This window comes from Bacteroides sp. AM16-24 (genome assembly GCF_003471885.1).
Lineage (GTDB): Bacteria > Bacteroidota > Bacteroidia > Bacteroidales > Bacteroidaceae > Bacteroides.
Map to the genome: position 1 here is coordinate 72,199 of NZ_QRKI01000017.1, position 26,747 is coordinate 98,945.

A 26,747-nucleotide genomic window follows, 5' to 3' on the forward strand; every position below is an offset into this window, starting at 1 on the left:
AAAATGGCATATAATAGTCGATACCCTGTCCGCGAACTTCCTCCACAAGCAGCACTTGCTTCTTTGCTGCTCATTGGGTTAGTGGCTATTGCGTATGCCATCATTACTCAAAAATTATTAATTGCTGCTATCATTATTAGCCTGCCTTTGGCTGCTATTATATTATTTTATGGCCTCCAAGCTCCCCGCTTCGGTTATCTAATATATGCAACATATGCATTTTTTTTTATTGCAATTATGCGTTATACTCGTACCACGGGACTTAGCGTTATCTTGGATATACTTTTAGTATATATGGTGATATCCATACTTTTTTCCTTTCTCCGAAACAAGGCGGATATAAGATTAACAAATGCTGTAAATATATTGACCATTAGTTATATTCCTTGGATCCTATTCATTTTATTCCAGTTTCTCAATCCTGGAATACAGGATGAAGGTATCACAAAAGGAATTCGCATCATAATATTGGAGACATTTGTTCTTTACATAGTCTCATCTTTATTGGCCGACAAACCTAAGACGTTAAAAATAGGATTAATAACTGTAGGAGTATTCGTATCAATCGCATTCTTCAAATTATGGTGGCAAAAACATTTTGGTTTTGATTACGCCGAAAGAGAGTGGCTTGTAAGTAGTGATAGCTGGAGAACCCATATTATAAATACAGGAATACGCTATTTCTCCATATTCACTGATGCCAGCAATTTTGGAGCATGTATGGGACTCATAACACTTGTATATACTATTATCGGCATACATACACGTAATAAACGATTATTATACTATTACTTAGCAGTAGCCCTAATGGGGCTAATCGGCATGTTTATGTCTGGTACACGTGGTGCTATTATTATTCCTATAGCTGGAACAGCACTCTACTGTCTGCTCTGTAAAAATATAAAAATATTCGCAACTACAGCACTCATCGGTATATTGGTAGTTTCATTTTTTTCTCTCACTAATATTGGAGAAGGAAATGCTTTTATACGACGTATGAGGACTGCTTTCCGTCCTACAGAAGATGCATCTTTTAATGTTCGTGTCGAAAACCGAAAAGAGGTTGCAGCATATTTGGAAAAACATCCATGGGGAGTTGGTATAAACGAAAGCATTCCTAAGTTATGGAAGAGAGGAGATATATATGAGGAAGGAACTCTCCCGCCCGACTCTTATTATGTAAGAATATGGATACAAACCGGTTATATGGGATTGAATCTTTACCTTGCCATATTAGTTGTAGTACTGCTCCGATGTTGCTACATTGTCATGTTCCGCATCAAGAACAAGGAATTATATCATATACTGGCAGCTATGACTTGTGGAGTCTTTGGGGTATGGATCAACGGATATACAGGCGAAGCTATGAATACCGCCCCCACTGACTTTCTCGTTATAGCTTCATTAGCATTCATTATGAACGGCCCTTATATAGACAAACAGATTACTCAAGAAAAATCAATATAAAAACAAGTAATATCATATCATGAGCGAGATTTTTTCCATATTCAATCCCGATTGGTGGGTAGATGAAAACAACAATGCTTTACAAATTGCAGATGCCATTTTGTTCTTGTTGCTAAGCATTCCGGTGTTGTATCTTTTTATTTGTGCACTTTTCTCGTTGGGGAAATACAAGAATCCCTATCCTCCTGCTAAAGTACACCACCGTTTTCTTGTATTGTTTACAGTATTACGTAATGGCAAAGAAGTGATTCACTCTATAAATAGTTTCTTGGATACTCAACTTTATCCACGTGATAAGTATGACATAGCCGTTGCAGCAACTCAATTGCCGGAAGAAGATTTAGTAACTCTGCTTCAGATGCCAGTCAACATTGTTGTTCCCGATAAAGAACAATGTACGAAAGTTTATGCTATCCAGCAAGTTATGGAGCGTTATTCTCCTGCAGAATACGACATGGTTGTTATTTTTAATTCTGATAATCGAATTGTTCCTAATGCATTAAACTTGTTCAACAATGCATACTATTCCGGATGCGATGCTATCCAGGCGCACCGAATGACCGAAAATCTAACTACCAGTATTGCCGTATTAAATGCCACCAGTGAAGAAATTAATAATAATATCTTCCGTAAAGCGCATACACGCATGGGATTTTCTTCTGCCCTAATAGGTTCAGCTATGGCATTTGATTTTCCAATGTTCCATGAAATAGCACCTAAGCTGAAAGGTTCTGATTTAAGTAAATCGATGGAAACAGCACTGTTGCAACAGAACATCTACACGGAATATATGGAAGAAGTAGTATGTTATAGTAAGAAAGAAGAAAGTGCCAATGGATATGAGGCCCAACGTATTGGTTGGCTCCGTTCACAATATAGCAGTACTATCTTCGCACTAAAAAAACTACCGATAACTCTGCTTAAAGGCGAATGGGACTATGCGCTCAAACTTTTCCAATGGTTAATGCCATCACGTTTTCTACTTATCGCTCTTATCACCTTGTGTGCCATCGGCATTACCCTCCTCGATTTCACACTTAGCTTTAAATGGTATACCCTTTTAGGTGTCATTATTATTACATTTATAATGGCGTTACCGGATGGAGAAGTAAACAAACGGTTCAAACACTCCATATGGGCATTGCCAATCTTAGTATTTGCAAGTCTATTTAGTCATATTACACGTTTCTTCCAAAAAAAGAAAACTCCCAAAGACAAAAAGACAGAAGAGTCAGAAAATAAATAGAAAACATGAAGATAGCTATTGAAGCGCAACGTATTTTTCGCCCCAACAAACACGGTATGGACTTTGTTGCATTAGAAACCATACGTGAATTGCAGAAAAGGGACGACGGTAATGAATATTACATTATTGTCGCTCCCGGGGAAGATCGCTGCTTGGAAGAGTCGACTAATCTATCCATCATAGAGCTAAAATGTCCAACTTATCCTCTTTGGGAACAGGTAGCATTGCCGCGCGTAGTAAAACGTTTAAAAGTCGATTTACTTCATTGTACTTCAAACACAGCTCCTTTATGGTGTCCCGTACCTCTGGTTCTGACACTGCATGATATAATCTATTTGGAACCGAGACAACACCGAAGTCCTTCCCTTTATCAGGAATTAGGCTGGCATTATCGTCGAATCGTAGTACCACATATTCTAAAGAAATGCAAGAAAATAATAACGGTCTCACATTTTGAATGTAATCGTATCCGTAAAGCATTAAATATTTCAACAGAACGTATTACAGCAATATATAATGGATATAATACTCATTTTTTCCCACAGGATAAAATTGACATGCGTATAGTCCACCAATATATTCCAGAAAAGGACTTCCTGTTCTTTCTCGGTAATACCGATCCTAAAAAGAATGCTGTGCGTACTTTGAAAGCATATAGTCTATATCTGCAACGGTCCAGCATAAAGCGACCGCTCCTAATCGCTGATTTGAAAGAAGAATATATTGATAACTTGCTAGAGCAAGAGGGAATCTCTGATATTAAATCATATCTATATTATCCAGGTTACATTGCCAACCATGACTTGGCAACACTTTATAATGCAGCTTTTGCATTCCTCTACCCATCACTCCGTGAGAGTTTTGGTATTCCAATGATAGAAGCGATGGCGTGTGGGGTGCCCATCATTATCGGAAATACTTCCGCAATGCCCGAAGTTGCCGGTCCGGGTGCATTAGCTGTTGATCCGTACAAACCGGAAGAGATTGCAAATATGTTATTAAAATTAGAGATAGATGAGACATTATATCTAAAACAAAAAGATTACGGATTACTTCGGTCACAACAATTTTCATGGGCAAAGACTGCTGATGAATTAGTCCAACTATACCGCAACCTGAGATTATAAACCAATTGAATCAACCAAATATGAAAGCTCTTTTTCTCGTCTTTTACGGTTTTCAAGAGTATAACGGAATCAGCAAGAAAATCAAATATCAGGTAAACGCTTTAAAGAAATGCGGTTTGGATGTCCCAACCTGCTATTATGAAGTTACGCCCGATGGGAGCAGACAATGGTTAATAGACAATAAAATATTGGCGGATCTTGGCAAAGGAGTGATAGCCAAACTTAAAAAGCGTGTTTCATTCCGTCCCATCATCCGATATGTGGAGAAAGAAAATATCTCATTGATATACATACGCTCCTACCATAACGCTAATCCTTTCACAATACATTTTGTGAGAGAACTTAAAAAAAGGAATGTAAAAATCCTCTTGGAAATACCTACCTATCCTTACGATCATGAGTATTGTTCTGTGAAAGAGAAGATACAGCTATATACCGATAAATTATTCCGTCGTGCATTTTGCAGATATATCGATGCCGTTATCACTTTCTCCAACGATACAGAAATTTTTGGCTGTCGTACCATACGGATTTCCAATGGCATAGATTTTAGCCAAATTCCGCTAAGAACAAAAGTAAGTAGCTTAAATTATGAACTGCATTTAATCGGTGTAGCCGAAATACACTTTTGGCATGGTTTTGATCGTTTAATCAAAGGGCTTGGAGAATACTACAGTAATCATCCCGAATACAAAGTCTTTTTCCACCTTGTAGGGAATATAACTGGCGAAAGAGAATATCAAGAAATTATGACGCCCATACGTGAATACGGATTGGAGCCATACGTCATTCTATATGGAGCGCAACACGGCGAAGCACTAGATGCTCTTTTTGAGCAAGCAGATTTTGCAATTGGCAGTTTAGCACGCCATCGTAGCGGAATATATAATATTAAAACATTAAAAAACAGAGAGTATGCTGCACGAGGCTTTTCTTTCATCTATTCTGAGACAGATGAAGACTTTGATCAAATGCCTTATGTACTGAAAGCTGCAGCTGACGAAAGCCCCATCAACATTCCACAATTAATCTCTTTCTGCCATTCACAGTCTATGTCTCCACAAATGATAAGAGATTCTATCCGACACTTATCGTGGGAAGAGCAAATGAAAAAGGTACATGAAGACGGGATATTCCGAAACTTACAAAATATATAGTTATGGCAAGCATCAAGCAACAAATGCTCTCGGGCGTATTCTATACGGCAATTGCCAGATATTCAGGCATCGTCATTTCTTTGATAATAACAGCTATATTGGCACGTCTGTTAAGTCCTGATGATTTTGGCATCGTAGCTGTAGCTACCGTTATCATCAACTTTTTCGGTATATTTGCCAATATCGGCATACCTGCCGCCATTATCCAGAATAAAGAGTTGACAAATAAGGATATGAACAGCATATATATGTTTACAATATGGATAGGAGGAATATTAAGTGTGTTATTTTTCTTATCTTCATGGGGCATTGCAACTTTTTATCAGGATAACCGACTTGTTCTCATCTGCCAATTATTATCTATTTGCCTTTTTTTTACTGCCGCCTCTATTGTGCCCAATGCTTTATTTTACAGAGACAAAGATTTCAAGTTCATCGCATTTCGCACATGCATTGTACAAGTAATAGCAGGAGTATTATCCATTTTAGCAGCTATTAAAGGGGTAGGTTTATATACATTGGTTATTCAACCAATTTTATCCGGTTTACTTGTTTGGATAATTTCATTGAAAAAATATCCCCAACAACTTCAATGGACTATGGGAATAGGAAGTGTTCAAAAAATCTGGAATTACTCCATGTATCAATTTTTGTTCAGCATTGTAAACTACTTCACCCGTAATCTGGATAAACTTTTAATCGGAAAATATATGGGGCTAACACCACTTGGATACTACGAAAAATCATATCGTCTGATGATGCTTCCTTTGCAAAATATAACATATATCATTACTCCTGTAATGCACCCTATCCTGAGTGATTATCAAAATGACATGAACAAATTAGGACATACCCAAGAACGTATTATGCGTCTGCTGGCTTTCATTGGTTTTCCGCTTAGTATAGTGCTTCTTTTTTGTGCCAAGGAACTTATACTATGTGTTTTTGGAGAACAATGGCTACCTTCCATTCCTGTTTTCCAAATATTGTCACTCACTGTAGGTTTACAGTTATTATTATCTTCTTCAGGCTCATTCTATCAAGCAGGTAATGATACTCGAGGACTTTTCATTTGTGGAGCATTTTCCGCATTAACAAGTATAATTGGCCTCCTCATTGGGATCTTTTATTTTCACTCATTGGAAGCCATAGCTTGGTGTATTTTCATCTCATTTTGTTTAAATTTTATACAATGTTACTGGCAATTATATCGCTTTATGCTTCACAGAAGCCTCCTTTTGTGTTATCGCCAACTCCTATCACCATCAATATTAAGCTGTATTATAGGTTGCACATTATATCTTGTATCAATATTTATTAAAGATTACAACATCATTCTATCCTTATTTTCTAAAGCAATTATTAGCTTCATTTTGTGGATCGTATACATACAGTTCACCAAAGAATATGATATATTTGCAAAAATAAAAAGTATCTTAAACAGAAAAAGAAAATGAATACCAAGATCCTAACGGTTGTCCTCCCAAAAGTGTCTGTCATTATGCCAATATACAATACCGCACTTTATCTGTGCGAAGCACTAGATAGTATTTGCAATCAAACCTTACAGGAATTGGAAATAATTCTCATCAATGATGGTTCCACTGATCAAAGTCAGAATATCATTGAAAAGTACGCAGCTTGTGATCCAAGAATTCAATGGCATATACAACCCAACCAAGGGCAAGGGGTAGCACGTAATCATGGCCTACAATATGCTACCGGAGAATATATCTACTTCATGGACAGTGATGATATATTAGACACAACGGCATTACAACATTGCTATGATACTTGCGAGTCTAAAAGCTTAGATTTCGTTTTCTTCGATGCAGAGAAAATCATGGAAACATCTGCCTATCTACCAGGTTATAACAGAAAAGATAAGATCAGTGACAAGATATGGAAAGGTACAGAACTTTTGGAATATGAATTAGAGCAATATATATTTTCAGCTTCATGTTGCCTATGTTTTACCCGTCATTCATTCATTCAGAAATATTTCAATGGATTCCCTGCAGGTATCATTCATGAAGATCATATTTTTGTAATACAAATTCACCTAAATGCACAAAAAGTTGCATACATCAATCAAGCTTTCTTTAAACGCAGAGTACGGTCAAATTCAACTATGACCAATAAATTCAGTATGCGTAACATAGAGGGATACAGTATCGTATGTTCCAAAGCTCTATTATTAAGTCAACAACATCCCGAATGGAGTTCTATTATAGATCGATATCTATTGCAAACTTTAAATGCCATTATATGGAATGCCCATAGAATGACTTTTCTAGAAAAAATAGAAACAGTCTGTCGTTTCCGACGTTTATCTTTTAATAAATACATTACTTTCAGGCATTGGTTGGTATTCTGGTTCAAACGTTCTCATAACCTCTCTCAAAAAAACAAGGAAAAAGAATGAAAGCAATTGTCTCTATTATCACAGTCAATTATAATGGCTTCATCGATACTTGTGAGATGATAGAATCTTTTCATAAGTACGAAACATGCCCATACGAAATCATTGTCGTAGACAATGGTTCACATATGCCGGAAGGTGAAGAATTACAAAAAAAATATCCTGATATTGTAGTAATAAAAAATACAAATACAGGTTTTGCAGGCGGAAATAATGCAGGATTGAGTATAGCAAAAGGACAGTACTTGTTTTTTATCAATAACGACACACTAATTAAAGCTCCGGTATTAAATACATTAATACAAAGGCTAGAGAGTGATAAGAAAAACGGCGGAGTATCTCCGATGCTAAAATATGCTTACGCTCCTGACATCTTGCAATATGCAGGATTCACTCCATTCTCGTATATTACTCTGAGAAATAGTGCTATAGGATATAATGACAAAGACCAACCATGCTATCATGAAGCTTGTGAAACGGCATCATTGCATGGTGCCGCAATGATGGTTTCTCGTGAGGTACTCCAGAAAGCAGGTCCCATGAGTGAAGATTATTTCCTTTTTTATGAAGAATTTGACTGGTCCGCAAGAATATTACATACAGGATATAGGTTATGGTATGAACCAGCCGCCGTAGTTTATCATAAAGAAGGTATGACTGCCAGAAAAGGGTCGCCACTGAGAGAATTTTATCTTTCACGTGCCCGGATACTATTCGCTCGTAGGAATTTTTTCGGTATTAGAAAGCTATTATCTTGTATATATATTTTCAGTATAGCTGCCCCTAAAAAAGCATTATTATATTTACTTCATGGAGAGCTAAACTTATCTAAAGCTGTACTACACGGCACAATTAATGGTATAATATCAAAATATAAGAAATCATAAGTATGAAACAAGCTTATCCTTCATTGATAATATTTTGCATTCTATTTATATTAAACACCTTAACGGCAGTCATTTATAATCTTTGCAATGAGATATGGCTAATGATGCCTATACGACTTGGAGCTGCTCTCATCAATGGAGCAGGTGTAACGCTATTAATGGTACTGGCTATACACTATATACATAAACTTTTTCATATCAATCTAACAAAAATTGTTTTATTCATAGCTTATTTCTTTTTTGCTATAGAAAGTTTCCTATTACTAAACTTTTATTCTTTAATAACTCCTTCCATCATTATGGTTACTATAGAGACAAACCATTCAGAAGCATCCGAATTTTTTGCCTCCTATTTTGATATACATACATGCATGGTATTATTTTCTATATTAATCGTTGGTATATTACTTTTCTATTATTATAAGAAGCTGTTGAATATCCCTCTCCCTGCATGGTTGCACAAAAAAGCAATCTTAATACCAACCTGTACCCTAACTCTCCTAATATACGTCGGTCTTACCTATTACATCACGCATATACGTCACATGACTTCTTACCAGGCATTGACCGGTATAGAGCGCGTCTGGCATTCATCACAAAATGCAATACATGACAGAGCCGAATACAGTAAATATCTTCAATTGGTAAAACAAGATGCCCCAGTTCTCATAAGTAATTCCTCTGAAGTACCTTATGTAATAATAATATTAGGAGAATCTCTTTCTAAGCTCCACATGGATGCTTACGGTTATCAATTGCCCACTACCCCAAAGTTAAGCCAACAGATAAAAGATAACAAAACTTTAAAATTTGACAGTGTAAAAACTTCCCGCACTGTTACATCAGAATCCATTCGACAAATAATGACTTTCTTTGATGACAAATCAGCAGCACCTTGGTATCAATATCACACACTTCCGGCTGTAATGAAGCAGGCTGGTTACTATACTTGTTGGCTTTCCAACCAAGACAGTTTTACTGCAGGTGATGACAACTCTACCGCTGGCATTGCTTCTACTTCTGATTGTGTCAGGTTTCCTCACCAACGACACGCTTCAGAAGAGCGATATGGCTATTTCGATGGAGAACTACTAACATTATTAGATCAAGAGCTCAGAAAACCTCATGAAAAAGCCTTTTTTTGTTTACATCTTATGGGATCACATCGCCGCTATACTAATAGATATCCCACTGAATTCAATAAATTCAGTATCAATGATATCGCAAAAGACATAAGTAATGAAAAAAAACGCACTATCGCCGAGTATGATAATTCAGTATTATACAATGACTTTGTTTGTGACCAAATAATACAACGGTTCCAAAATAAGGATGCCATAGTTTTTAGTTTTCCCGATCATGGTGAAGAAGTCTACGATACCCGCAATATGTGTGGCCACGGATTACACAACCCAAGCTCCCCTATGCAGGAAATACCTTTTCTGATATGGACATCTGAGATGTTCAAAAGGAAACATCCCAACATAGTCGAACAAATGAAGAATGCAACAAACAAGCCTTTCAATACAGCAAATATCATTCATACAATTATGGATATTTGCGGTATCCAGACGAAAGACTACGAAATCCAAAAAAGTTTATTATTCAATTAACACTGCAACCGTTCGAACAAATCTTTCCACTGCTGCATTATGTTCTCTTTTGAGTAACGTAAGACACTCTTTCTTGCACGAGTTCCCATCTCACGCCTCAATGTGTCATCCTGAATCAGACGACCTATTTTTTGCGATAACAGCTGTACATTCCCATTCTCAACCAACAAGCCATCCACTTCATCCTCGATAATATCCGATGGTCCATGCGGACAATCAAACGAAACACATGGAAGCCCGCAAGCCATTGCTTCTATCAATACCATACCAAATCCCTCAAAACGCGAACTCATGACATACATGGAACTTTCCAGATATTTCTGTTCAATATCTTTCACCGGAGCACATAAAAACAGGCTTTGCCCAAGCTGTTTCTGTTTAATACGATTTTCAAAGTTCTTTTGCAGAGCACCGTTGCCATAAATGTATAAATTCCAATCCGGATAAGTCTGATGTACAATTTCCCACGCATCAATCAGCATATCATAGCCTTTCTGCTCATCATAACGGCCTACGCTAATAATCTTCTTCGACGTGCAAGTACTGCCTACCGGGGGATAGAAAGGCATAGAATTGGGTATCACAACAGCTTTTTTTATTCTTTTCCAACCTTCCGCATCATATTCAGTCAACACAACCAATGCATCAAAGTTTCTTATGGCCCGTTCCAGTTTATAAGTCCAAATTTTACCTATCATTCTATATACGAGTCCTTCATTTGCCATTCTATGTAAATTACGGATAAATGGTTTAGCAACATGCGCCTCTGCTATTTTCTTGCTTCCATCATGTATTGAGCAAAGAAAATCAATATCACGGCTAATAGTTGTAATAGTAAAATCCGGACGAATAGTAAACAATAGCTTTTTTAGCTTTCGCTTATACTGATGCAGTAACTTAAAATAAATAAATACACGCTTCCAGATGGGTAGTCCATATTGTTGATGGAAATTCACATCCAAATCAATATGCTTTACTTTGGAAGATAACGGAAAAAATAAGGGGGCATTATTCTGATGTGCAGTTACTACATACATTTCATAACCAAAATTCTCTGCAAAATAGTTAACTTTTTCAGTAATAACCCGGTCAGCTCCTCCCACAGTATTCAAAGCAGGAAACACATAGACAATTTTCATACCTACTTTTCATGGCAGTTATATACAACTCAACACCTAGCCCTGTCGTAATAACTATCGGTTATAAAAAGCGCGTCCACTTAGGCTAATTAGTGGGCACACATATTCTTTTTGTCTTCAATATAAATTTGAAATTTCAAATCAAAACTTTATGTCTGCAAAAAAAGACAGTATGCTTAGACATAATACTATATAGATATTACTACTCGTGAAAACAGAGTAACAATAGCCAAGCCTCATAAACGCTGTCTTCCCCAAAAAACAGGACTTTGCCAGAGGCTGCATACATAAAATATGACCCTTTTATCCGTTTTCAAAAGTATTAAATTATTTTTAACTGACAAAAACATGGTCAGTTAAAAATAAACAAAAAGTCTCAGGACTACAAAAATCTAATATACAACTATTTGTTTGGCCTTCTCATTAGAGCGACTTAAGTTTCTTATATATCAAAAAACTCTACTATTTCCTCAGTCATTCAGCCGTCAAGTGCCTTTTTCTTTTTATTTTTGATTTGATTGCTGATTATCTTGTTCAATCATGTTAGATGGAGTGTCTGCATAATGTTCCTGCGCATGAAACAAGCCCGCAAATTCCTTGGTACTTTTTCTCAAGCGAAATAAAAAATTCTGCCAAAGAGAACCTTTGCCATCAAGCGTACTATTACAAGTCACTGCTCTTGCCTTCCTACTCCTAATAAATACAAGTTTACCATATTTCTTCAAGCCTAATGCCATCATGCCATCTTCACCACGAATTATATTGGTGCGAAATCCTACTTCACGGGCAGGCTCCGTATGAAAAGCCAAAACCATACCACGCACATTCTTTTCCGGACGTTTGATATTCTGAATATTCAAATAGATATCTCTCAGAAATTCGTAACCCAATAGCCCCCAGAATGAGTGGTTTTCATCCGGTAAGAAACTCCATAAAGAATAAGTACAAACAACATCTTTTCGCTGCAACTGCCTGATGTGCGTATCAACATAATGCGGCGGGTATAAAGTATCAGAATCTATACACAGATGATATTTACCACGAGCATGCTCAAGCCCGCAAGCCCGAGCAAAACCCGGACTCTTTCTTTGCTCCTCAAAATAAGTCACACCCAAATCAGAGAGTACTTCAACGGTATGATCTGTAGACATATTATCTACTACAATAATCTCTGTCGGAAAATGGTAGACATTATTACACAGTGACCATAAGCAAGCAGCAATACGCTTTTCCTCATTATGCGCAATAAGTACAATGGATACTAAGGGCTCTGCCGGACAAAAGCGTGACACCTTTTCTCGAATTTCATCTTTGATGCCTGCCGGAACATTCGTCCACTCTTTATCGAAAATTGCCAGATAAGGTTTATACCACATTCCCATAATCTTGTATTTCTTATAAAATTACTTTTCGTTTTCTTTCTCCTTCATTAATTTCTCAAACAAATTGTGCCATTGGTTTCCCACAGCATCCATACGATAACGTTGAACAGACTTTGCAGCCTCCTGCCCCATCCGCTTACGCTCATCCTCATGCTCAATCAAATAGCAAATTTTTTCAGCAAGTTCATCTATATTTTCCTTCTCTACTAAAAGACCGTCAACCCCATCCGAGATTATATCACGCGGTCCGCAAGGACAGGCAAACGACACTACAGGTACTCCGCAAGCCATAGCTTCAACTAAAATCATCCCCCAGCCCTCAAAGCGGGAACTACATACAAGAATAGAACTTTCCTGCATTTTTTCTTCTATATTGGAAACTGGTTCTTCCAACACACATTGATTGGTCAGGCGGCGTTCATCCACCATATTCTGAAGCAGAGGACGCATCGCACCATCTCCATAAATACTCAACACCCAATCGGGATGGATTTTGACCACTTTTTCCCAAGCCGGAATCAATAAATCAAAACCTTTCTGCTCAAAATAGCGTCCGACAGCAATCACACGCTTTGCCTCGCAGGTAGATTTTACTTGTGGCAAAAAGGGTGCAGGGTTAGGAATATTGCACACATTCTTCACTTCTGTCCACATTTGTTTATCTTCTTCTGTCAATACCACAAAGGCAGAAAGTTTACGCAACTCCCTGACTAATTGTGCCATCCAGTAGTCTTCTACCCATTTACCGATCCATCTTGGCAGATAATTTCCCGGAACTTTCCTGTAATATAACTTACAAATATGCAGTTCGCCCACCTTAATACTACCGTCTGTCAGGGAATTCAGGAAATTGATTTCACGTCGCAGCATAGAAATTGTGATATCCGGTTTGTATTCTTTTAAAAAAGCTTCCAACCGTTGCTTATACAGATTCTGTTTTTTCCTATACAATCCAAAACGTCTCCAGAATGGATAACGATACATTTCTTCAAAATTTATATCTAACTGCTTAACTTTTATGGAAGGATTCAAAGGGAAATAGGGCTTCTTGTCCCCACCATCCGTAATAACAATAGTAATTTCATATCCTGGCAACGTTGCTAAATAATTTGCTTTCAGTGTTAAAACGCGTTCCATGCCACCGGAAATGTACAACGTGGGAATACAATATACTAATTTCATAAATATAACCCTCCTATTCTGTTTTTTTTTGAGATATGAGTACAAATATAAGATTTCTTCTTGAATATACCTTATTCTAAAGGTATTTCTAAACTTATAGCGAATGAATGTCATTAAAAAACGTCCAAAAGTAGGAATATACCGACTGACAAACATTACCTTTGCCGCGTTCAAAAAAAAAATGATTATTATGGAAAAAAATTCAAACTTACCGTCCAGGTTGAAGACAGTAGACCATGGACATTCGATGGAGTAACCACGCACACAGACAAAAGATTAGTTATAACCCAAATCCTTAAAAAGATTCTCAAGACGTTATACAAAAAAGACAATGACACCAGCTTTCGGGAATTCAAGGAGTTAGAACCCATCAAGAACAAGATCAAAAGAATAGAGGAAGCCATGAAAAACAAGAAAAAAAACAGCCCTCATTAACATCATTTAGCAGAAGTACGTTTTTTGCCTGTTCAGAAAACGTACTTTGCTATATATCAATACAAAAAGCAAAAAAACACCGTACCTAAATTGGCTTATTTGAGAATATCGAGTGCTTATCTTTGCACCGTCAAAAAAGGAAAACCCTACGAAAAAACGCCGTCGCCGCCACAAGCAACCCCGCTTTACGCAAGAATTTTTCCATAATATTTAATCTAATCAATGGTGTAAAAATGAAAAGAAACTTTTATCTACAGCATTCGCTTATGGCTATGAATGATCCCCGAATGAGGAACCTGACCGAAAAAGAGGGCTTGAAAGGTCTCGGCGCTTACTGGATTATTATTGAAAAGCTGGCACTGCTGCCCGAACCCAGAGCGCAACTGGAATATTTGCGCCCTTTCTGCAGCAGCAAAAAAATATCCTTTGCCTACCTTACAAAAATCATTCTGGAATACAAACTTTTCAAACTTGAAGAGGACGGATATTTCTCCGCCGAAGAGCTGAATCCCGTGAAAAAAAGAGAGAAAAAAACGGCTGAAAATGACGGGGAATCTGCCGATTCCAAGCCAAAAAATGACGAAAAACAGCAAAAAACGTCTCAGAATAATGCGGAAAATCAGCCGACAGATTCAACTAACTCACTGAAAGACACCGATTCTGCAAAACAAGCGACAGATTCATTTAAAGGGAATATAAAAGATATAATAACATCATCAGCAAAAGAAAAAGAAACTGGTTCCGGCCGCCCACAATCACCGTTGCAACCCGTACGTCCCTGGCAGGAGTTGGTGGACGAACTGGCGGAAAAAACACCCTGGCTGGAAGCGGTCTGCATGCAAAGTGAGTACGGAACGCTGCTGATGCGCCACATCAAAGAGGCCGTAAGCTGCTTCAAACGGCATATTGAAATCTACGACAAATGGCATGACCTGCTGACGCAAAGCGATGCACGCCGCTATTTCGTCAACTACACAAAGACCGCACAAACCTCGCAAATCCTGCGTGCAACGCTCTTTGCCCTCGACGCCAAGCAGCAATCCGCCACCCCACCCGACCTCCACCGCTACGAGCAGCTCGTCAACGGCCAACGCACCTATCTGGGCTGCCCCATCCCCGATGATGCCCCGCCCCGACCGGACGCTACCGCTTTCTGGAACGAGGCAACGCATTCGTGGAACTCACAAAACACCGCACCTAAGCCCCCAAAACGCCACACCTGAACGGAGTAAACGCCACACCTGAACACCTCCAATACCACACTTCAGCAAGACAAATGCCACACTTCGCGGTCATCCAAGTGTGGCACCGGCACCCGCGAAATGTGATATCGCGGGCGTTGAAGTGCGGCATTAACAAACGATAAAAAAAATAAACTTAAAACAAATAAACGAACAATGAGAAATTTTCACCAGTACGGAATAGACACCAAAGGCCGCAACAGCGGCAAAATCAAAACCATCTGCCCCCAGTGCAACGACACCCGCGGACACAAAGGAGACAAATCGCTCTCCGTCAACCTGAACGAAGGACTTTGCTACTGCCACCACTGCGGCTACAAACTCTACGTGCCCGACGATGCCGAAGAACGCCAACGCCAACAACGCCAGGAACAACGCCGGAAAGCCAGCCAACTGCCCTCACACTTCCGCCGCCCCACCTTCGACCCTGCAAAAGCAAAGTTGAGTGAGAAACTGGAAAAATACTGGACGCAAAAACGCTGTCTCGCCCAGAACCTGCTCGCCGAACTGCACATCACTGAAGAATGCATCAAACTACCGGGTAGCAATGAAATAGAAAACTGCCTCTGCTTCAATTACTTCGAGAATGGTGTACTCATCAATACCAAGTACCGCAGCGCACTGAAACACTTCAGAATGGTGACCGGCGCCGAACTCATCCCATACAATATCGACGCCATTGCCGACACTCCGGAGTGCATCATCACCGAAGGCGAATTCGATGCCTGCGCCTTCATGACTGCCGGGCGGAAAGACGTCATCTCCGTGCCTGCCGGTGCGCAGAGCAACCTCACATGGATGGACAGGTTCGTAGAGACGCACTTCGAACCCAAGAAAGTAATCTACATCGCTGCCGACGAGGACGGAGCCGGACAAGCGTTGCGCCATGAGCTCGTCCGCCGCCTGGGAGCGGAACGTTGCCGCCTGGTACACTTCGGCCCCGAATGCAAGGACGCCAATGAACATTTGGTTCTTTACGGCGCTGAAAGTCTTCTCATCACTCTGGCGCAAGCCGAAGAGATCCCGCTGGAAGGCGTATTCACCGCCGAGGACTACCGGGAAGACCTGCGTGCGCTCTTCGAAAACGGGCTGTGCCGCGGTGCCGATACGGGTTGGGAAAACTTTGATGCGAACTGCACTTTCGAGACAGGACGGAACGTAGTGATTACGGGAATGGCGGGACACGGGAAATCGGAATTCGTCGACGAACTTGTCCTGCGCCTCTGCCTGCGCCATGAGTGGAAGATAGCCTACTTCAGCCCCGAAAACTTGCCGGTCAATTACCATCATGCCAAGCTGATTGAAAAGTTGACCGGACTGCAATTCGGCCCCGGTCCGGGCATGACGGAAGAACTCTACAACCACGCTGTGAACTGGCTGACAGCCAACGTGACGCACATCTTGCCGGGAACCGAGGCCTGCACCATCGACCATATCCTGGAGAAAGCCCGCCAACTGGTATACCGCCGCGGAGTGCGCATCCTCGTCATCGACCCGCTGAATCGCCTGGATCAGCAATTGGAGTCGGGGCAGACGGAACTGATGTACATCACTTCACTGCTGGGCAAGCTGGGCCGTTTCGCCGCGCAACATAAATGCCTGGTCATCCTTGTGGCGCACCCGCGCAAGATGAACCGCAACACCGCCACCGGAGAACTGCGCCGGGTGGAGATGAACGACATCAACGGTTCGGCCAACTTCGGTAATATGTCCGACTACTGTCTCTGCGTGAACCGCGACGATGCCAAACAACTCGTCACCGTCTACATCGACAAAGTCCGTTTCAAGCACTTGGGTAGCGGTTATACCCATGCCAAGTTTGTCTACAACCGCATCAACGGGCGATACTGGCCCTGCGAGGAAGACATCGTGCATGGACCGGACGGTGACAAACCGGGACCGGTAAACACCAAATTCGATAATGAAAATTGGTTAAAAAATAATTCGGATCAAGGTCGTTTATTCGATTAAAAATCAGTATATTTGCACATATTTTATAGCGGTAAACAACCTAAACTTTAACACATGAAGAAAGAAGATGATTCAAACCTTGACGCCCACTTCCCGATACGTACTTACGGGAAAGGCGAACTGGCAATGTGCTACATTCGCGGGGTGTGCCAGCATACCGCTGTCAAGCAATTCAACGAGTGGATACGCACGGCTCCGGGACTGGAACAACGTTTGCTGGCCACGGGAATGAAGCGCGGTAGCAGGCACTATACGCCTGCACAGGTACAGCTCATCGTCAATGTTTTTGGGGAACCTTAAGGTTCCCCTTTTTTTGCACTTCAAATCTAACTTTATCGTCCCTTATTCTCCCATAACGTCCTGTAACGTCCCTTAACGTTCCTCCTCCCTTGCCTCATGCTGTACCTTTGTTGCATCAACGTTGAAAAATTGATTATCAAACTATTAAACATTACTCAACATGTCAAACGCTTTAGTAGTGCGCACACAGCGCCACAAGAAAATCGGAGACGCAGCATCTCCGATGGTTTTCACCCTGAAACGTAAATCGAAAGATGCAAAGATCTTCGACCTTGAACGCATCGCACAGGATATCGAAGCCTTGGGCGGAATGTCGGCCGAGGATGTGGTACACGTCGGTAAAGCCATTGTGCGCCAGATGCGCCAAGTGATGACCGACGGTAACAGTGTCCGCCTGGACGGTTTCGGAATTTTCCATACCACCTTCAAATGCCGCGCCACCGAAGTGGCCAAGGACTGTACGGTGAAAAATATCGAACGTGTCAATATCCGTTTCAAGGTAGCCAACACCTTGCGTCTGGTGAACGACAGTAATGCCAGTACCAAAGGGGGTGCCAACAACATCACCTTCGAATTAGTGTCCGAAGAGGGCAGCTCGTCCGGCGGCAATTCCGGTGGCGGAAATTCCGGCGGCGATGGCGGTATTGAAGATGATCCGCTGGGATAGGATCTAAAGCCTACAGCTTCAGAAATTAAAGATTAAAGGCTACACAGCCTGCTGATTATTTATTACTAACCATTAATCACTAAAAAACTCTCTTATGAAAAAAACGACTTGGGACAAAATTTTGAAAGTAGTTATCGCAGTGGCTTCGGCTATAATAGGCGCTTTTAGTGCGAATGCGATGAATTTGTAAACACGTATGAGGAAGATCGATTTAATCGTCATCCATTGCAGTGCCACCCGCGAGGACCGCCCCTTTACCGAGCACGACTTGGACACCGCCCACCGCCTCCGTGGTTTTGATGGCATTGGCTATCATTTCTACGTTCGCCGCAACGGTGATATCAAGTCCACACGCGCGGTCGAGAGGGTCGGTGCCCACGCGCGTGGGTACAATGCTCAATCAATCGGTATCTGCTATGAGGGTGGACTAGACAGTCACGGGCTGGCAAAGGACACCCGGACGGAATGGCAACGGCATTCGTTGCGGGTACTGGTGCGGGCGTTGAAGATGGATTATCCGGATGCACGGGTAGTGGGACATCGGGATTTGAGCCCGGATGTGAATGGAAACGGGGAAGTGGAACCGATGGAATGGACGAAGGAATGTCCGTGCTTTGAAGTGGAGAGAGAGGGGTGGTAAACCCCTCTTTCTCTATTATTCTTCTATCCCATGTGCCGTATGAATAAACTTCTTATTCGCCTCTTTCAAACGGAACAAATTGATAAACATCAGCAAAAATGAATAAGGAACAAAACAAATAGCCTTTACCAGGCGCCACTTCCAGAAACGACGGGGAATAGCAACAGCCAACGCCAATAATAGCACCCCAAATATCACCCACCATTTATAAGCCAATGCCGGAATCCAGATAGAAAGACACACTGAAAAGATAAAGGTAAACCCCAACAATAACACCCGCGAAAATGAGGCTTGTTGAAAAAGTTTATCACAAAAATCCCATTTCCGATCACGAATAGCCGGAAACAGATGATTCACAAATTCACCAAAACTATAGTATTGGGCAGACAACCAGCGTCGCCTTTGCTGATAGAAGTTCTTGGTTTTCTGTATTTTCTCATCCAGCACATAGGTATCTGGCAAATAATGAAAAAAGATGCGATGATAAAGCAGCTTCATTTCCAAAACCCGATCAAACCCTCCAACTGAAGTGTTGCTCATCATAGCTTTATAAAACAATGAATACTCGAAAGCCATGCCGGAACCTATCAAAGCTGCCGACATACCTAAATTGACATGTCCTAAACGGAATATAGAATTATTAATTTCTTCACTGATAGCATCCAAATAGGCCATATTAGTATTCAGGTTCTTTGCAACACGATGCGTTTGAACCACCTGCACTTTAGGATCAGCAAAAGCATTATTCAGTTCCACAAGGTAGGAGGAATTGACTATATTATCAGCATCTATTATCAAAGCAATATCATAGGAATCCTTACCCAGATATTCAAGGGCAGCTTTCAGAGATTTTGTATTCGTACTTTTCTCGAAATCTACCTGAAGCAGCTTTATAGGTAATGCACGCAGTTTCTCATTCGTAGAAGGCCGCATGTGATCTGAAATCACCACTACATCATATCTGTCACTCGGATAATCTTGTACCAGGCAGGCTTGTACCGTATCCATTATAACAGCATCTTCCCGATATGCCGCAATCAATAATGCAATCCGTTTATGTTCCTCAGCCGGAGCCATTTTAGCTGGTCTGCGTCGGAGCGATGCCAAGCTATAAACCAATAAATACAATATGTTTATTGCAAACAATACGTATAGAATCCAATCGAGTATAAGCAGTATCTGTTCCAAAATTAATCTTTTATGTAGATGATGCTACAAATATACAAAGAATGACTGAAATAATCATCATTTCTTAAAAAAAGAAAATGTCCCATTTTTCACTTTGGGACATAAAAAAACGAGCAAGCCCGGATGACACGCATATCGTCCGGTATGCATTCTCATGCCACTGAATAAATGCAAACTCCAATTCTATCAATATGCTCCTTCAACGCCAAATTTTTGATATGTCCATAAACCACTATATCCACAAAATAGGGCAGAACCGTTTCATCGAAAGCAACAAGCAATGCCGACAACACATCTTTAGAAATGATGCCTTTTACAGCAATATCAATGTCCGATCCCCGATTATAATTACCTTTGGCACGCGAACCGAACAAGACAGCTTCCTGCACCTCTGAAAAACGAGAAAGAACGTCAATGATACGCTTCCCGTTTATTTCACTCAATCCATATTGTTGCCACAGGATCTTATTCATCCGTTTTTCCTTTAAAAGAAACATAGAAGTCTTGAAGCAGAAAAAAATAACGCTCAAAGATATCATTCAATACCCGAATAATAATTTCATCATCATAAATATGAGTGGTCAGATTACGGTCGGCCAATGCCTGCAACCAATCTTCGCCATTCATGATATATCCACTCTGGAAACCTTGGCGAATCGCTTCACGAGGAGAACGCACTTCAAACCCCTCTAATGTGAGATAATCCTTCAATGTTTTCCATGCCAGCTCAAATGTGTACTCATAAGTCTGAACAAGCCCGGATTGCAACAAATCATCATCGGGAGTGGCTTTCACAACTTCTATAGCACGAGATAAACGTTTGAATGCCTTCTCGTAATTCTGAAAACGTTGTTTCCAACGTATATCTTGACTGCTTATTTCTTCCATACTCGTCTATCTTTGCTTTAAAGTATTCATTTGAATACAATTGCAACAAAGATACAAAAAAGAAATAAAAACCGAACAATAGTTATAAAAAGAGAAGTATGTAACAAAAAAAACGAGCAAGCTCTCACGAACCTCTCGCCTCTGTAAGAAAAGCCTTAGAGGCTTTTCTTTTAAACTGCATCATTGTTACCTAAAAATCAATCTTCTTTTTACCAAAAATAAAACTTCTAATTACCTATAAAAACAAACTTTCTCTTTTACCTTTATATACCTAATTACCTATTTTCTTAATCCAAATTTTAGCCTATGAAAAAACTATTAACTAATCTTTTTACCCTAACTAATCCTTTATTGAAAACTTAAAACTAAAATTATTTAAAAAAAAGTCAAAATCATGAGCAGTTTCCCAACTGCGATACAAAGGTAAGAAGATTTTCCGTGTGCGCAAACAGTTGCACGAAAAAGCATGTATTTTATAACATATTTTTAAGTTTATCCAGCTTTGTTTGCAATTGCGCATGCTTGACAAAGCATATATCAAGCAAATCGACTATCAACTCCTCCCCCCAGTAATAATAGCCATAAACTTCCAGTATTTACTTTTGAGACGCTACATCTGTCAGCGTTTCCATAAACACTACGAGGTCTTCCTCCTCTTCCGGAGTCAGACCCAAATTTCCCAACTCATCGCGATTAATCGTAGCAGGATATTCAGCAGATGGAAATTCATCACTGACATCACGCACATTATAGAAGTGAACAATCTCCCTGAGGGTTTTGAAATAACCGTTATGTCCATAGGGAGCCGTCAAAGCTATATTGCGCAAAGTGGGTACACGAAACTTGCCGTTCTCTTCTTCTTTACTTACAATAGCTCCCAAACCGAGGTCGATGCTATCCGAAGTCAAAAGGAAATAATCAGCAGGAACACGTAAATGGGGATTCTCCTGATTACGCGGTATGCCCAGATTATCATACGTATGATCGGTGAAGAGTACTCGTCCGGCACGCTCATCCTTATCCAGAACGTGACATTCGGCACACATTCCTTTATCCTTAAAAAGATTCATACCCCGAAGTTCGGAATCAGTAAAAGCATATTCTCCCTTTTCCCAGGCATCGTATTTAGAAGAAAAGGGATTCACTTCATCAGATTGCTGGTAAGCAGCAAGTGCGTCTGTGATGTGAGCATAAAGGGAATCCGCATTGGAGGTTTCACCATAAATACGGACCAATTCGGAATAATAAGGAGCACGGCGGATTTTCATAACAACAGCACAAGTATCAGGATTGCCCATCTCTACGGGATTAAGAAAAGGTTCGCCTGCCTGATTCTGCAAGGAAGGAGAACGACCGTCCCAAAAGAGTCCACCCACATAGGTTTCTTCATCTTCATCAAAGTAGAGAGGGGGAACGTACATAGAGTAACAGATGGTCATGGCATTACGTTGGGAATAGAGTCCGGAAACTGCACCTTCGGAAATGATACGGAAATCACGATCGGCAAATCCATTAGCAGCAGTGTGGCAAGTGGCACAAGATTGTCCGGCAGGTTCAGAAAGTTGGGTATCCTGAAAAATGAGTTTACCTAAGGCCTCCTTACGGGCACGCAATGAGAGAGCATTGCCAGTACAAGATAAGAATCCGTAAATAAGTCCGCTATAAAATAAAACGGAAAGTAGTGTTTGCAATTTCATATCAATAGTGTTTTTCGGTTGATTGACATTAACTAAACAAAAGTATAAAAAAAAAGAGTTTCATCTATGATAAAACATAGATAAAACTCTTTTTCTATCGAAAAAACGTTTAGTTATTTTTTCTTCTTATACCAATCTTTATTTGTAGTACCTTTTGATTTCACCCAATCAATAAAACCAGAATAAGTATCATATATCTTTACAGACTCCGTAGGAACTTCAAAATCAAGAGTTGGAAGATTTATAGCAAATGGCATGATATCTACTTCTTCTCCATAACGGGTGATATAATAGATACCTTCATTGATATTTGACATATCATCACTCGTATTAAAGAATGACTCATCAGCCTTATCCGTAGGTGCGTAATTTACCAAATGCACTTCCCTGCTTCTACCATTAACGAATATGAAAGGATTGTAGGGAGGTGTCACCTGACTCAAATCTACATCTGCCAATTCAGTGGTTACGGTAAACTTCTGATTTAAAACACTTTTCATATTATCAAACAGGATTACAGTAGGATGCGATTGATCCGTCTCTATTTTCCAACCGTCAGGACCCGAAACTTCGATACTTCTTACTCTATCGGGTGCAAGATTATGGAGTTGATATCCAAAACCGCAAATGTGTGTACCGCCACTATGGAGAGGGGTAAACTCGTCTACAATCTTATATATTTTACTATTTAGAACATTCCGGTAAAGAGTCGATTGATAAGTTACCATCACATCATTCATGTCATAGTCTCTTTGTGCCGGCCATTGGTCTTCGTAAGCTAAAGTTCCCTTATAAGTAGTGGTAACATTGCTGGGAGGATTCACCGGAGGCAATTCCGGGCCACCCGGATCAATGGCACTCGATTCTGCAATCTTCAGATAGAATGTTGCATCGCAATAATCAAAATCGACGTTGTCTTCAAAACCGATAGCTACAAGTTGATCTGTTTCCGAATCACGCAGTGCCACTACACGTTGTGAATTATCCGAGTTCATCGAACTGTATGAATAGCGGGTTCCACCATAGGAGCGTCTCACAATATCACCATTATTAAATCCGTTTCCTTCCAGACACCAACCAATCGAAACATTAGCAGGAAATTTATCTTCAAACTGCTGTTTTTCAGAATTCCAATATTTAAGTTTCACTTCATGTCCGCACAGTAATGCCCCTGCACGCTGACCATCGGATGTTTTAGAAATAGCGGAAGCATTAGGAAATGCTATCACTTTCTTAACATTATCCGGAGTCGGAATCGAACCTGTAGGATAAGAGAAATAGCCTACAGCATTATTCCAGCTGGCACTACTTGCAATGAAGACAAGACTCAACTCTGTCTCTTTAATAATTTTAATTTCGGACGTGATATTACCTTCGAACCATGCCGGATAAAAGTCCTTTATCGTCTTTCCAGCTTTCTTAGCGTAGATTTCTTTGATGCTATACAAGGTAGCGGCCGGCGGAATACTTAAATCAGCTTCCACATTATTAGGCATACCATACATGTCCCAATCCACTCCAGGCAGAATGCTCCAATCATCCAGGTACTTGTAGCCACCGGCCGTTGTACCTCTTGTCTTAGCTTGCAACGCAGCAATGTACGCTTTCTGATTATAGTTTATCTCACCATTAGAAATAGTCAACTTAACCGGTGAAATAGCACCTAAATAATCAGTGTAGAGCCATACTTCCGTAATATCTGAAGGGATTTCAACTGTACCTGAATATCGTCCTTTCTTGTCAGTAGGAGCCGAGTAAACGGGAGACAGTGATTCATCTTTTACCCATGAATCATTTTCTTCCTTCATAGGGGCTTGACTATAAAGGTCAAAAGTGATATAATAATCACTTGTAAACCCGTAGTCCACATTTACTTTTACCTGCTGCATCATGCTGAAGTCAAAAACTTCCGAAGGCTTGAGAGGGGTATTCTTACCGGTCTCCTCTCCTCCTCCCTGATACACATCTCTATCCGTGCAGCTACCCAGTAGAAGCACTGACATAAGGGACAGGAACACAATCTGTTTCATCTTTCGTTGTTTCATACCTATATATATTAGTACTACAATTCGACAAACTCTTATTTGGCTACAAATATAAATACAAATAACAAGATATACAAGTTTTTGTTCAGATAAAGAAGTAGCATATACAACTTATAAGAAGATAAGCAGTATAAAATATACAAGTTTATCAGTAAGAAGAGTGATTTAATGAGAGCTTCCCGAATAGAGGCTATAAAACCTGATAAATTCTAAAAACAGCTTGTCGAAAAAAACATATATATTATAAAAAAACAAACCATTGGAGTAGCAACAATCTGCCAACTCCAATGGTTGTCCCCTTTAAACACCTTTAAACAAAATGAAATATCTTATTTTCTGGCTTCTGCAATATAAGCCAGCGCTTCTTTACATTTTTCAGTAACATAAGCCCAATCTTCCGCAGCAACTTTATCGCCAGGGAAGAGTTTTGAACCCATACCTACGCAGAATACACCTGCTTTAATCCAGGAAGTCAAGTTTTCCTGAGTAGGTTCTACCCCACCGGTCACCATCAACTTAGACCAAGGCATCGGAGCCAGCAAGCCTTTTACAAGTTTTGCACCGAGAACATCACCCGGGAATATCTTGCAGAGATCGCAGCCTGCTTCTTGTGCAAAGCCAACTTCCGACACACTTCCGCATCCCGGAGTGTAAGCCACCAAGCGGCGGTTGCAAATCTTAGCGATTTCAGGATTGAACAACGGACCTACAACAAAGTTAGCACCCAATTGCAAATAAAGGGCAGCCGTCGCAGGATCTACAATAGAGCCTACACCCATTGCCATCTCCGGGCATTCTTTTGCCGCAAACTTCACAACTTCTGCAAATACTTCGTGAGCAAAATCACCACGATTGGTAAATTCGAATGCACGAACACCACCTTCGTAACAAGCTTTCACTACCTTTTTTGCAACTTCTGCATCTTTATGGTAAAATACAGGAACCATGCCGGTAGAACCTATCTTATTTAATACTGCTATTTTATCAAACTTAGCCATGTTTCTTTTTAATTTTAAGGATTATTTTTTAGCGTTGCACGCGTCCACTTGCATCACCACCAGCCAATGCTTCCACTTCTTCGGCTGATACAAGGTTAAAGTCACCATTGATAGTATGCTTCAAAGCAGAAGCGGCTACTGCAAATTCAAGAGCTGCACCCTGATTAGGTTTCGTCAGCAAACCGTGGATGATACCACCAGAAAAAGAGTCACCACCACCTACGCGGTCGATAATCGGGTTGATATCATAACGCTTGGATTCATAGAATTCTTCACCGTTGTAAATCATTGCCTTCCAGCCATTGTGACTTGCAGAGAATGATTCACGCAAAGTAGAGATTACATATTTAAAGCCGAATTCTTTAGCCATTGCCTTGAAGATGCCCTTGTAGCCTTCAGCATCCGTCTTTCCACCTTCTACGTCAGCATCGGGTTTAAAGCCCAAGCAGAGTTCTGCATCTTCTTCGTTACCAATACAAACATCTACATACTGCATCAAAGGCTTCATGATAGACTGAGCTTTCTCTTTTGTCCAGAGTTTCTTACGGAAGTTAAGGTCAACAGAAACCGTAACACCGTGACGCTTTGCAGCTTCACAAGCCAATTTGGTAAGTTCGGCAGCTTTATCGGAGATAGCAGGAGTAATACCTGACCAGTGGAACCAATCGGCACCTTCCATGATAGCATCGAAGTCGAAATCAGCTGCATCAGCTTCAGCAATAGCAGAATGTGCACGGTCGTAGATTACTTTGCTGGGACGCATGGAAGCACCTGTTTCAAGATAGTAGATACCCACGCGATCGCCGCCACGGGCAATGAAATCTGTTTTTACACCATATTTGCGCAATGCATTTACAGCAGATTGTCCGATTTCGTGTTTCGGCAATTTAGTCACAAAGTAAGCATCATGTCCGTAGTTGGCACAGCTGACAGCAACGTTTGCCTCACCACCACCATATACTACGTCAAATGAATCAGACTGAACAAAACGAGTGTTTCCCGGAGTGGACAGTCTCAACATGATCTCGCCTAATGTAACGACTTTCTTTCCCATA

At 40.4% G+C, this 26,747-nt stretch carries 24 protein-coding genes; 14 read left to right on the forward strand and 10 right to left on the reverse strand.

Annotated features, from left to right (window positions below; all coding sequences use genetic code 11):
* Nucleotides 1–3 precede the first annotated feature (3 nt).
* Genes DW182_RS17590 through DW182_RS17625 form a run of 8 tightly spaced genes read left to right on the forward strand, consistent with a single transcriptional unit; the run spans nucleotide 4 to nucleotide 9,919 of the window.
* Nucleotides 4–1,467 (forward strand): O-antigen ligase family protein, encoded by a 1,464-nt coding sequence (locus tag DW182_RS17590; RefSeq protein WP_118296349.1) that lies wholly within the window; start codon nucleotides 4–6, stop codon nucleotides 1,465–1,467.
* A gap of 19 nt (nucleotides 1,468–1,486) precedes the next feature.
* A complete protein-coding gene (locus DW182_RS17595) occupies nucleotides 1,487–2,713 on the forward strand; it encodes a glycosyltransferase family 2 protein (protein WP_199678613.1) in 1,227 nt (408 codons plus the stop codon).
* A gap of 5 nt (nucleotides 2,714–2,718) precedes the next feature.
* The gene (locus DW182_RS17600) at nucleotides 2,719–3,840 is read left to right on the forward strand and encodes a glycosyltransferase family 1 protein (protein ID WP_118296351.1); all 1,122 of its coding nucleotides are present in this window, start codon (nucleotides 2,719–2,721) and stop codon (nucleotides 3,838–3,840) included.
* A 20-nt stretch (nucleotides 3,841–3,860) separates the two neighbouring features.
* Entirely contained in the window at nucleotides 3,861–4,997 is a 1,137-nt protein-coding gene (locus DW182_RS17605) for a glycosyltransferase (protein WP_118296352.1), read from the forward strand.
* A gap of 2 nt (nucleotides 4,998–4,999) precedes the next feature.
* A complete protein-coding gene (locus tag DW182_RS17610) occupies nucleotides 5,000–6,454 on the forward strand; it encodes a lipopolysaccharide biosynthesis protein (protein WP_118296353.1) in 1,455 nt (484 codons plus the stop codon).
* On the forward strand, nucleotides 6,451–7,422 hold the full coding sequence (locus tag DW182_RS17615) for a glycosyltransferase (RefSeq protein ID WP_118296354.1): 972 nt from the start codon (nucleotides 6,451–6,453) through the stop codon (nucleotides 7,420–7,422). The genes DW182_RS17610 and DW182_RS17615 overlap by 4 nt, the downstream gene beginning before the upstream one ends.
* Entirely contained in the window at nucleotides 7,419–8,306 is an 888-nt protein-coding gene (locus DW182_RS17620; protein WP_118296355.1) for a glycosyltransferase family 2 protein, read from the forward strand. Before DW182_RS17615 ends, DW182_RS17620 begins: the two co-directional genes overlap by 4 nt.
* 2 nt (nucleotides 8,307–8,308) lie before the next feature.
* Nucleotides 8,309–9,919, forward strand: coding sequence for a phosphoethanolamine transferase (locus tag DW182_RS17625; RefSeq protein WP_118296356.1), 1,611 nt, complete (start codon nucleotides 8,309–8,311; stop codon nucleotides 9,917–9,919).
* Here the strand turns inward: DW182_RS17625 and DW182_RS17630 are convergent.
* The 3 genes from DW182_RS17630 to DW182_RS17640 all read right to left on the reverse strand — a co-directional run bounded on the left by DW182_RS17630 (nucleotide 9,916) and on the right by DW182_RS17640 (nucleotide 13,622).
* Nucleotides 9,916–11,058: a glycosyltransferase family 4 protein gene (locus tag DW182_RS17630; protein WP_118296357.1), complete on the reverse strand. Its 1,143-nt coding sequence runs from the start codon at nucleotides 11,056–11,058 to the stop codon at nucleotides 9,916–9,918. The two genes, DW182_RS17625 and DW182_RS17630, sit on opposite strands and share 4 nt — an antisense overlap.
* 503 nt (nucleotides 11,059–11,561) lie before the next feature.
* Entirely contained in the window at nucleotides 11,562–12,440 is an 879-nt protein-coding gene (locus DW182_RS17635) for a glycosyltransferase family A protein (RefSeq protein WP_118296358.1), read from the reverse strand.
* Between the two features lie 21 nt (nucleotides 12,441–12,461).
* Nucleotides 12,462–13,622: a glycosyltransferase family 4 protein gene (locus tag DW182_RS17640; RefSeq protein WP_118296359.1), complete on the reverse strand. Its 1,161-nt coding sequence runs from the start codon at nucleotides 13,620–13,622 to the stop codon at nucleotides 12,462–12,464.
* A gap of 701 nt (nucleotides 13,623–14,323) precedes the next feature.
* On the opposite strand from DW182_RS17640, the gene DW182_RS17645 reads away from it, so the two are divergent.
* From DW182_RS17645 to DW182_RS17665, 6 genes are all read left to right on the forward strand, one after another.
* A complete protein-coding gene (locus tag DW182_RS17645) occupies nucleotides 14,324–15,280 on the forward strand; it encodes a DUF4373 domain-containing protein (RefSeq protein ID WP_233564178.1) in 957 nt (318 codons plus the stop codon).
* 174 nt (nucleotides 15,281–15,454) lie between these two features.
* Nucleotides 15,455–17,269: an AAA family ATPase gene (locus DW182_RS17650; RefSeq protein ID WP_118296361.1), complete on the forward strand. Its 1,815-nt coding sequence runs from the start codon at nucleotides 15,455–15,457 to the stop codon at nucleotides 17,267–17,269.
* A 54-nt stretch (nucleotides 17,270–17,323) separates the two neighbouring features.
* Complete coding sequence (locus tag DW182_RS17655) at nucleotides 17,324–17,569, forward strand: DUF4248 domain-containing protein (RefSeq protein ID WP_118296362.1); 246 nt, start codon at nucleotides 17,324–17,326, stop codon at nucleotides 17,567–17,569.
* A 160-nt stretch (nucleotides 17,570–17,729) separates the two neighbouring features.
* Nucleotides 17,730–18,236: a DNA-binding protein gene (locus DW182_RS17660; RefSeq protein ID WP_118296363.1), complete on the forward strand. Its 507-nt coding sequence runs from the start codon at nucleotides 17,730–17,732 to the stop codon at nucleotides 18,234–18,236.
* Nucleotides 18,237–18,330: 94 nt separating this feature from the next.
* Nucleotides 18,331–18,426, forward strand: coding sequence for a smalltalk protein (locus tag DW182_RS22185; RefSeq protein WP_158580815.1), 96 nt, complete (start codon nucleotides 18,331–18,333; stop codon nucleotides 18,424–18,426).
* A 6-nt stretch (nucleotides 18,427–18,432) separates the two neighbouring features.
* Entirely contained in the window at nucleotides 18,433–18,876 is a 444-nt protein-coding gene (locus DW182_RS17665; protein WP_118296364.1) for an N-acetylmuramoyl-L-alanine amidase, read from the forward strand.
* Nucleotides 18,877–18,891: 15 nt separating this feature from the next.
* Here DW182_RS17665 and DW182_RS17670 read toward each other — a convergent pair whose 3' ends face one another.
* The 7 genes from DW182_RS17670 to DW182_RS17700 form a co-directional block, all read right to left on the reverse strand.
* Nucleotides 18,892–20,064: a glycosyltransferase family 2 protein gene (locus DW182_RS17670; RefSeq protein WP_118296365.1), complete on the reverse strand. Its 1,173-nt coding sequence runs from the start codon at nucleotides 20,062–20,064 to the stop codon at nucleotides 18,892–18,894.
* 152 nt (nucleotides 20,065–20,216) lie between these two features.
* Nucleotides 20,217–20,537: a nucleotidyltransferase family protein gene (locus DW182_RS17675; protein WP_182427899.1), complete on the reverse strand. Its 321-nt coding sequence runs from the start codon at nucleotides 20,535–20,537 to the stop codon at nucleotides 20,217–20,219.
* Nucleotides 20,530–20,952, reverse strand: coding sequence for a nucleotidyltransferase substrate binding protein (locus tag DW182_RS17680; protein WP_118296367.1), 423 nt, complete (start codon nucleotides 20,950–20,952; stop codon nucleotides 20,530–20,532). Before DW182_RS17680 ends, DW182_RS17675 begins: the two co-directional genes overlap by 8 nt.
* A gap of 596 nt (nucleotides 20,953–21,548) precedes the next feature.
* Nucleotides 21,549–22,649: a cytochrome-c peroxidase gene (locus tag DW182_RS17685; RefSeq protein ID WP_118296368.1), complete on the reverse strand. Its 1,101-nt coding sequence runs from the start codon at nucleotides 22,647–22,649 to the stop codon at nucleotides 21,549–21,551.
* Between the two features lie 113 nt (nucleotides 22,650–22,762).
* A complete protein-coding gene (locus DW182_RS17690; RefSeq protein WP_118296369.1) occupies nucleotides 22,763–24,694 on the reverse strand; it encodes an LruC domain-containing protein in 1,932 nt (643 codons plus the stop codon).
* A 329-nt stretch (nucleotides 24,695–25,023) separates the two neighbouring features.
* Entirely contained in the window at nucleotides 25,024–25,692 is a 669-nt protein-coding gene (locus DW182_RS17695) for a bifunctional 4-hydroxy-2-oxoglutarate aldolase/2-dehydro-3-deoxy-phosphogluconate aldolase (RefSeq protein WP_007662277.1), read from the reverse strand.
* Nucleotides 25,693–25,720: 28 nt separating this feature from the next.
* A complete protein-coding gene (locus DW182_RS17700; RefSeq protein ID WP_025834291.1) occupies nucleotides 25,721–26,746 on the reverse strand; it encodes a sugar kinase in 1,026 nt (341 codons plus the stop codon).
* Nucleotide 26,747: the final 1 nt, after the last annotated feature.

What these genes read in the sequence shown, in the direction of transcription:
- DW182_RS17700 (WP_025834291.1), bottom strand. Translation starts at nt 26,746, where the DNA reads ATGGGAAAGAAAGTCGTTACATTAGGCGAGATCATGTTGAGACTGTCC.
- DW182_RS17600 (WP_118296351.1), top strand. Translation starts at nt 2,719, where the DNA reads ATGAAGATAGCTATTGAAGCGCAACGTATTTTTCGCCCCAACAAACAC.
- DW182_RS17650 (WP_118296361.1), top strand. Translation starts at nt 15,455, where the DNA reads ATGAGAAATTTTCACCAGTACGGAATAGACACCAAAGGCCGCAACAGC.
- DW182_RS17615 (WP_118296354.1), top strand. Translation starts at nt 6,451, where the DNA reads ATGAATACCAAGATCCTAACGGTTGTCCTCCCAAAAGTGTCTGTCATT.
- DW182_RS17655 (WP_118296362.1), top strand. Translation starts at nt 17,324, where the DNA reads ATGAAGAAAGAAGATGATTCAAACCTTGACGCCCACTTCCCGATACGT.
- DW182_RS17640 (WP_118296359.1), bottom strand. Translation starts at nt 13,622, where the DNA reads ATGAAATTAGTATATTGTATTCCCACGTTGTACATTTCCGGTGGCATG.
- DW182_RS17665 (WP_118296364.1), top strand. Translation starts at nt 18,433, where the DNA reads ATGAGGAAGATCGATTTAATCGTCATCCATTGCAGTGCCACCCGCGAG.
- DW182_RS17635 (WP_118296358.1), bottom strand. Translation starts at nt 12,440, where the DNA reads ATGGGAATGTGGTATAAACCTTATCTGGCAATTTTCGATAAAGAGTGG.
- DW182_RS17605 (WP_118296352.1), top strand. Translation starts at nt 3,861, where the DNA reads ATGAAAGCTCTTTTTCTCGTCTTTTACGGTTTTCAAGAGTATAACGGA.
- DW182_RS17680 (WP_118296367.1), bottom strand. Translation starts at nt 20,952, where the DNA reads ATGGAAGAAATAAGCAGTCAAGATATACGTTGGAAACAACGTTTTCAG.
- DW182_RS17625 (WP_118296356.1), top strand. Translation starts at nt 8,309, where the DNA reads ATGAAACAAGCTTATCCTTCATTGATAATATTTTGCATTCTATTTATA.
- DW182_RS17630 (WP_118296357.1), bottom strand. Translation starts at nt 11,058, where the DNA reads ATGAAAATTGTCTATGTGTTTCCTGCTTTGAATACTGTGGGAGGAGCT.
- DW182_RS17695 (WP_007662277.1), bottom strand. Translation starts at nt 25,692, where the DNA reads ATGGCTAAGTTTGATAAAATAGCAGTATTAAATAAGATAGGTTCTACC.
- DW182_RS17590 (WP_118296349.1), top strand. Translation starts at nt 4, where the DNA reads ATGGCATATAATAGTCGATACCCTGTCCGCGAACTTCCTCCACAAGCA.
- DW182_RS17660 (WP_118296363.1), top strand. Translation starts at nt 17,730, where the DNA reads ATGTCAAACGCTTTAGTAGTGCGCACACAGCGCCACAAGAAAATCGGA.
- DW182_RS17645 (WP_233564178.1), top strand. Translation starts at nt 14,324, where the DNA reads ATGGCTATGAATGATCCCCGAATGAGGAACCTGACCGAAAAAGAGGGC.
- DW182_RS17620 (WP_118296355.1), top strand. Translation starts at nt 7,419, where the DNA reads ATGAAAGCAATTGTCTCTATTATCACAGTCAATTATAATGGCTTCATC.
- DW182_RS17690 (WP_118296369.1), bottom strand. Translation starts at nt 24,694, where the DNA reads ATGAAACAACGAAAGATGAAACAGATTGTGTTCCTGTCCCTTATGTCA.
- DW182_RS17610 (WP_118296353.1), top strand. Translation starts at nt 5,000, where the DNA reads ATGGCAAGCATCAAGCAACAAATGCTCTCGGGCGTATTCTATACGGCA.
- DW182_RS17685 (WP_118296368.1), bottom strand. Translation starts at nt 22,649, where the DNA reads ATGAAATTGCAAACACTACTTTCCGTTTTATTTTATAGCGGACTTATT.
- DW182_RS17675 (WP_182427899.1), bottom strand. Translation starts at nt 20,537, where the DNA reads ATGAATAAGATCCTGTGGCAACAATATGGATTGAGTGAAATAAACGGG.
- DW182_RS17595 (WP_199678613.1), top strand. Translation starts at nt 1,487, where the DNA reads ATGAGCGAGATTTTTTCCATATTCAATCCCGATTGGTGGGTAGATGAA.
- DW182_RS22185 (WP_158580815.1), top strand. Translation starts at nt 18,331, where the DNA reads ATGAAAAAAACGACTTGGGACAAAATTTTGAAAGTAGTTATCGCAGTG.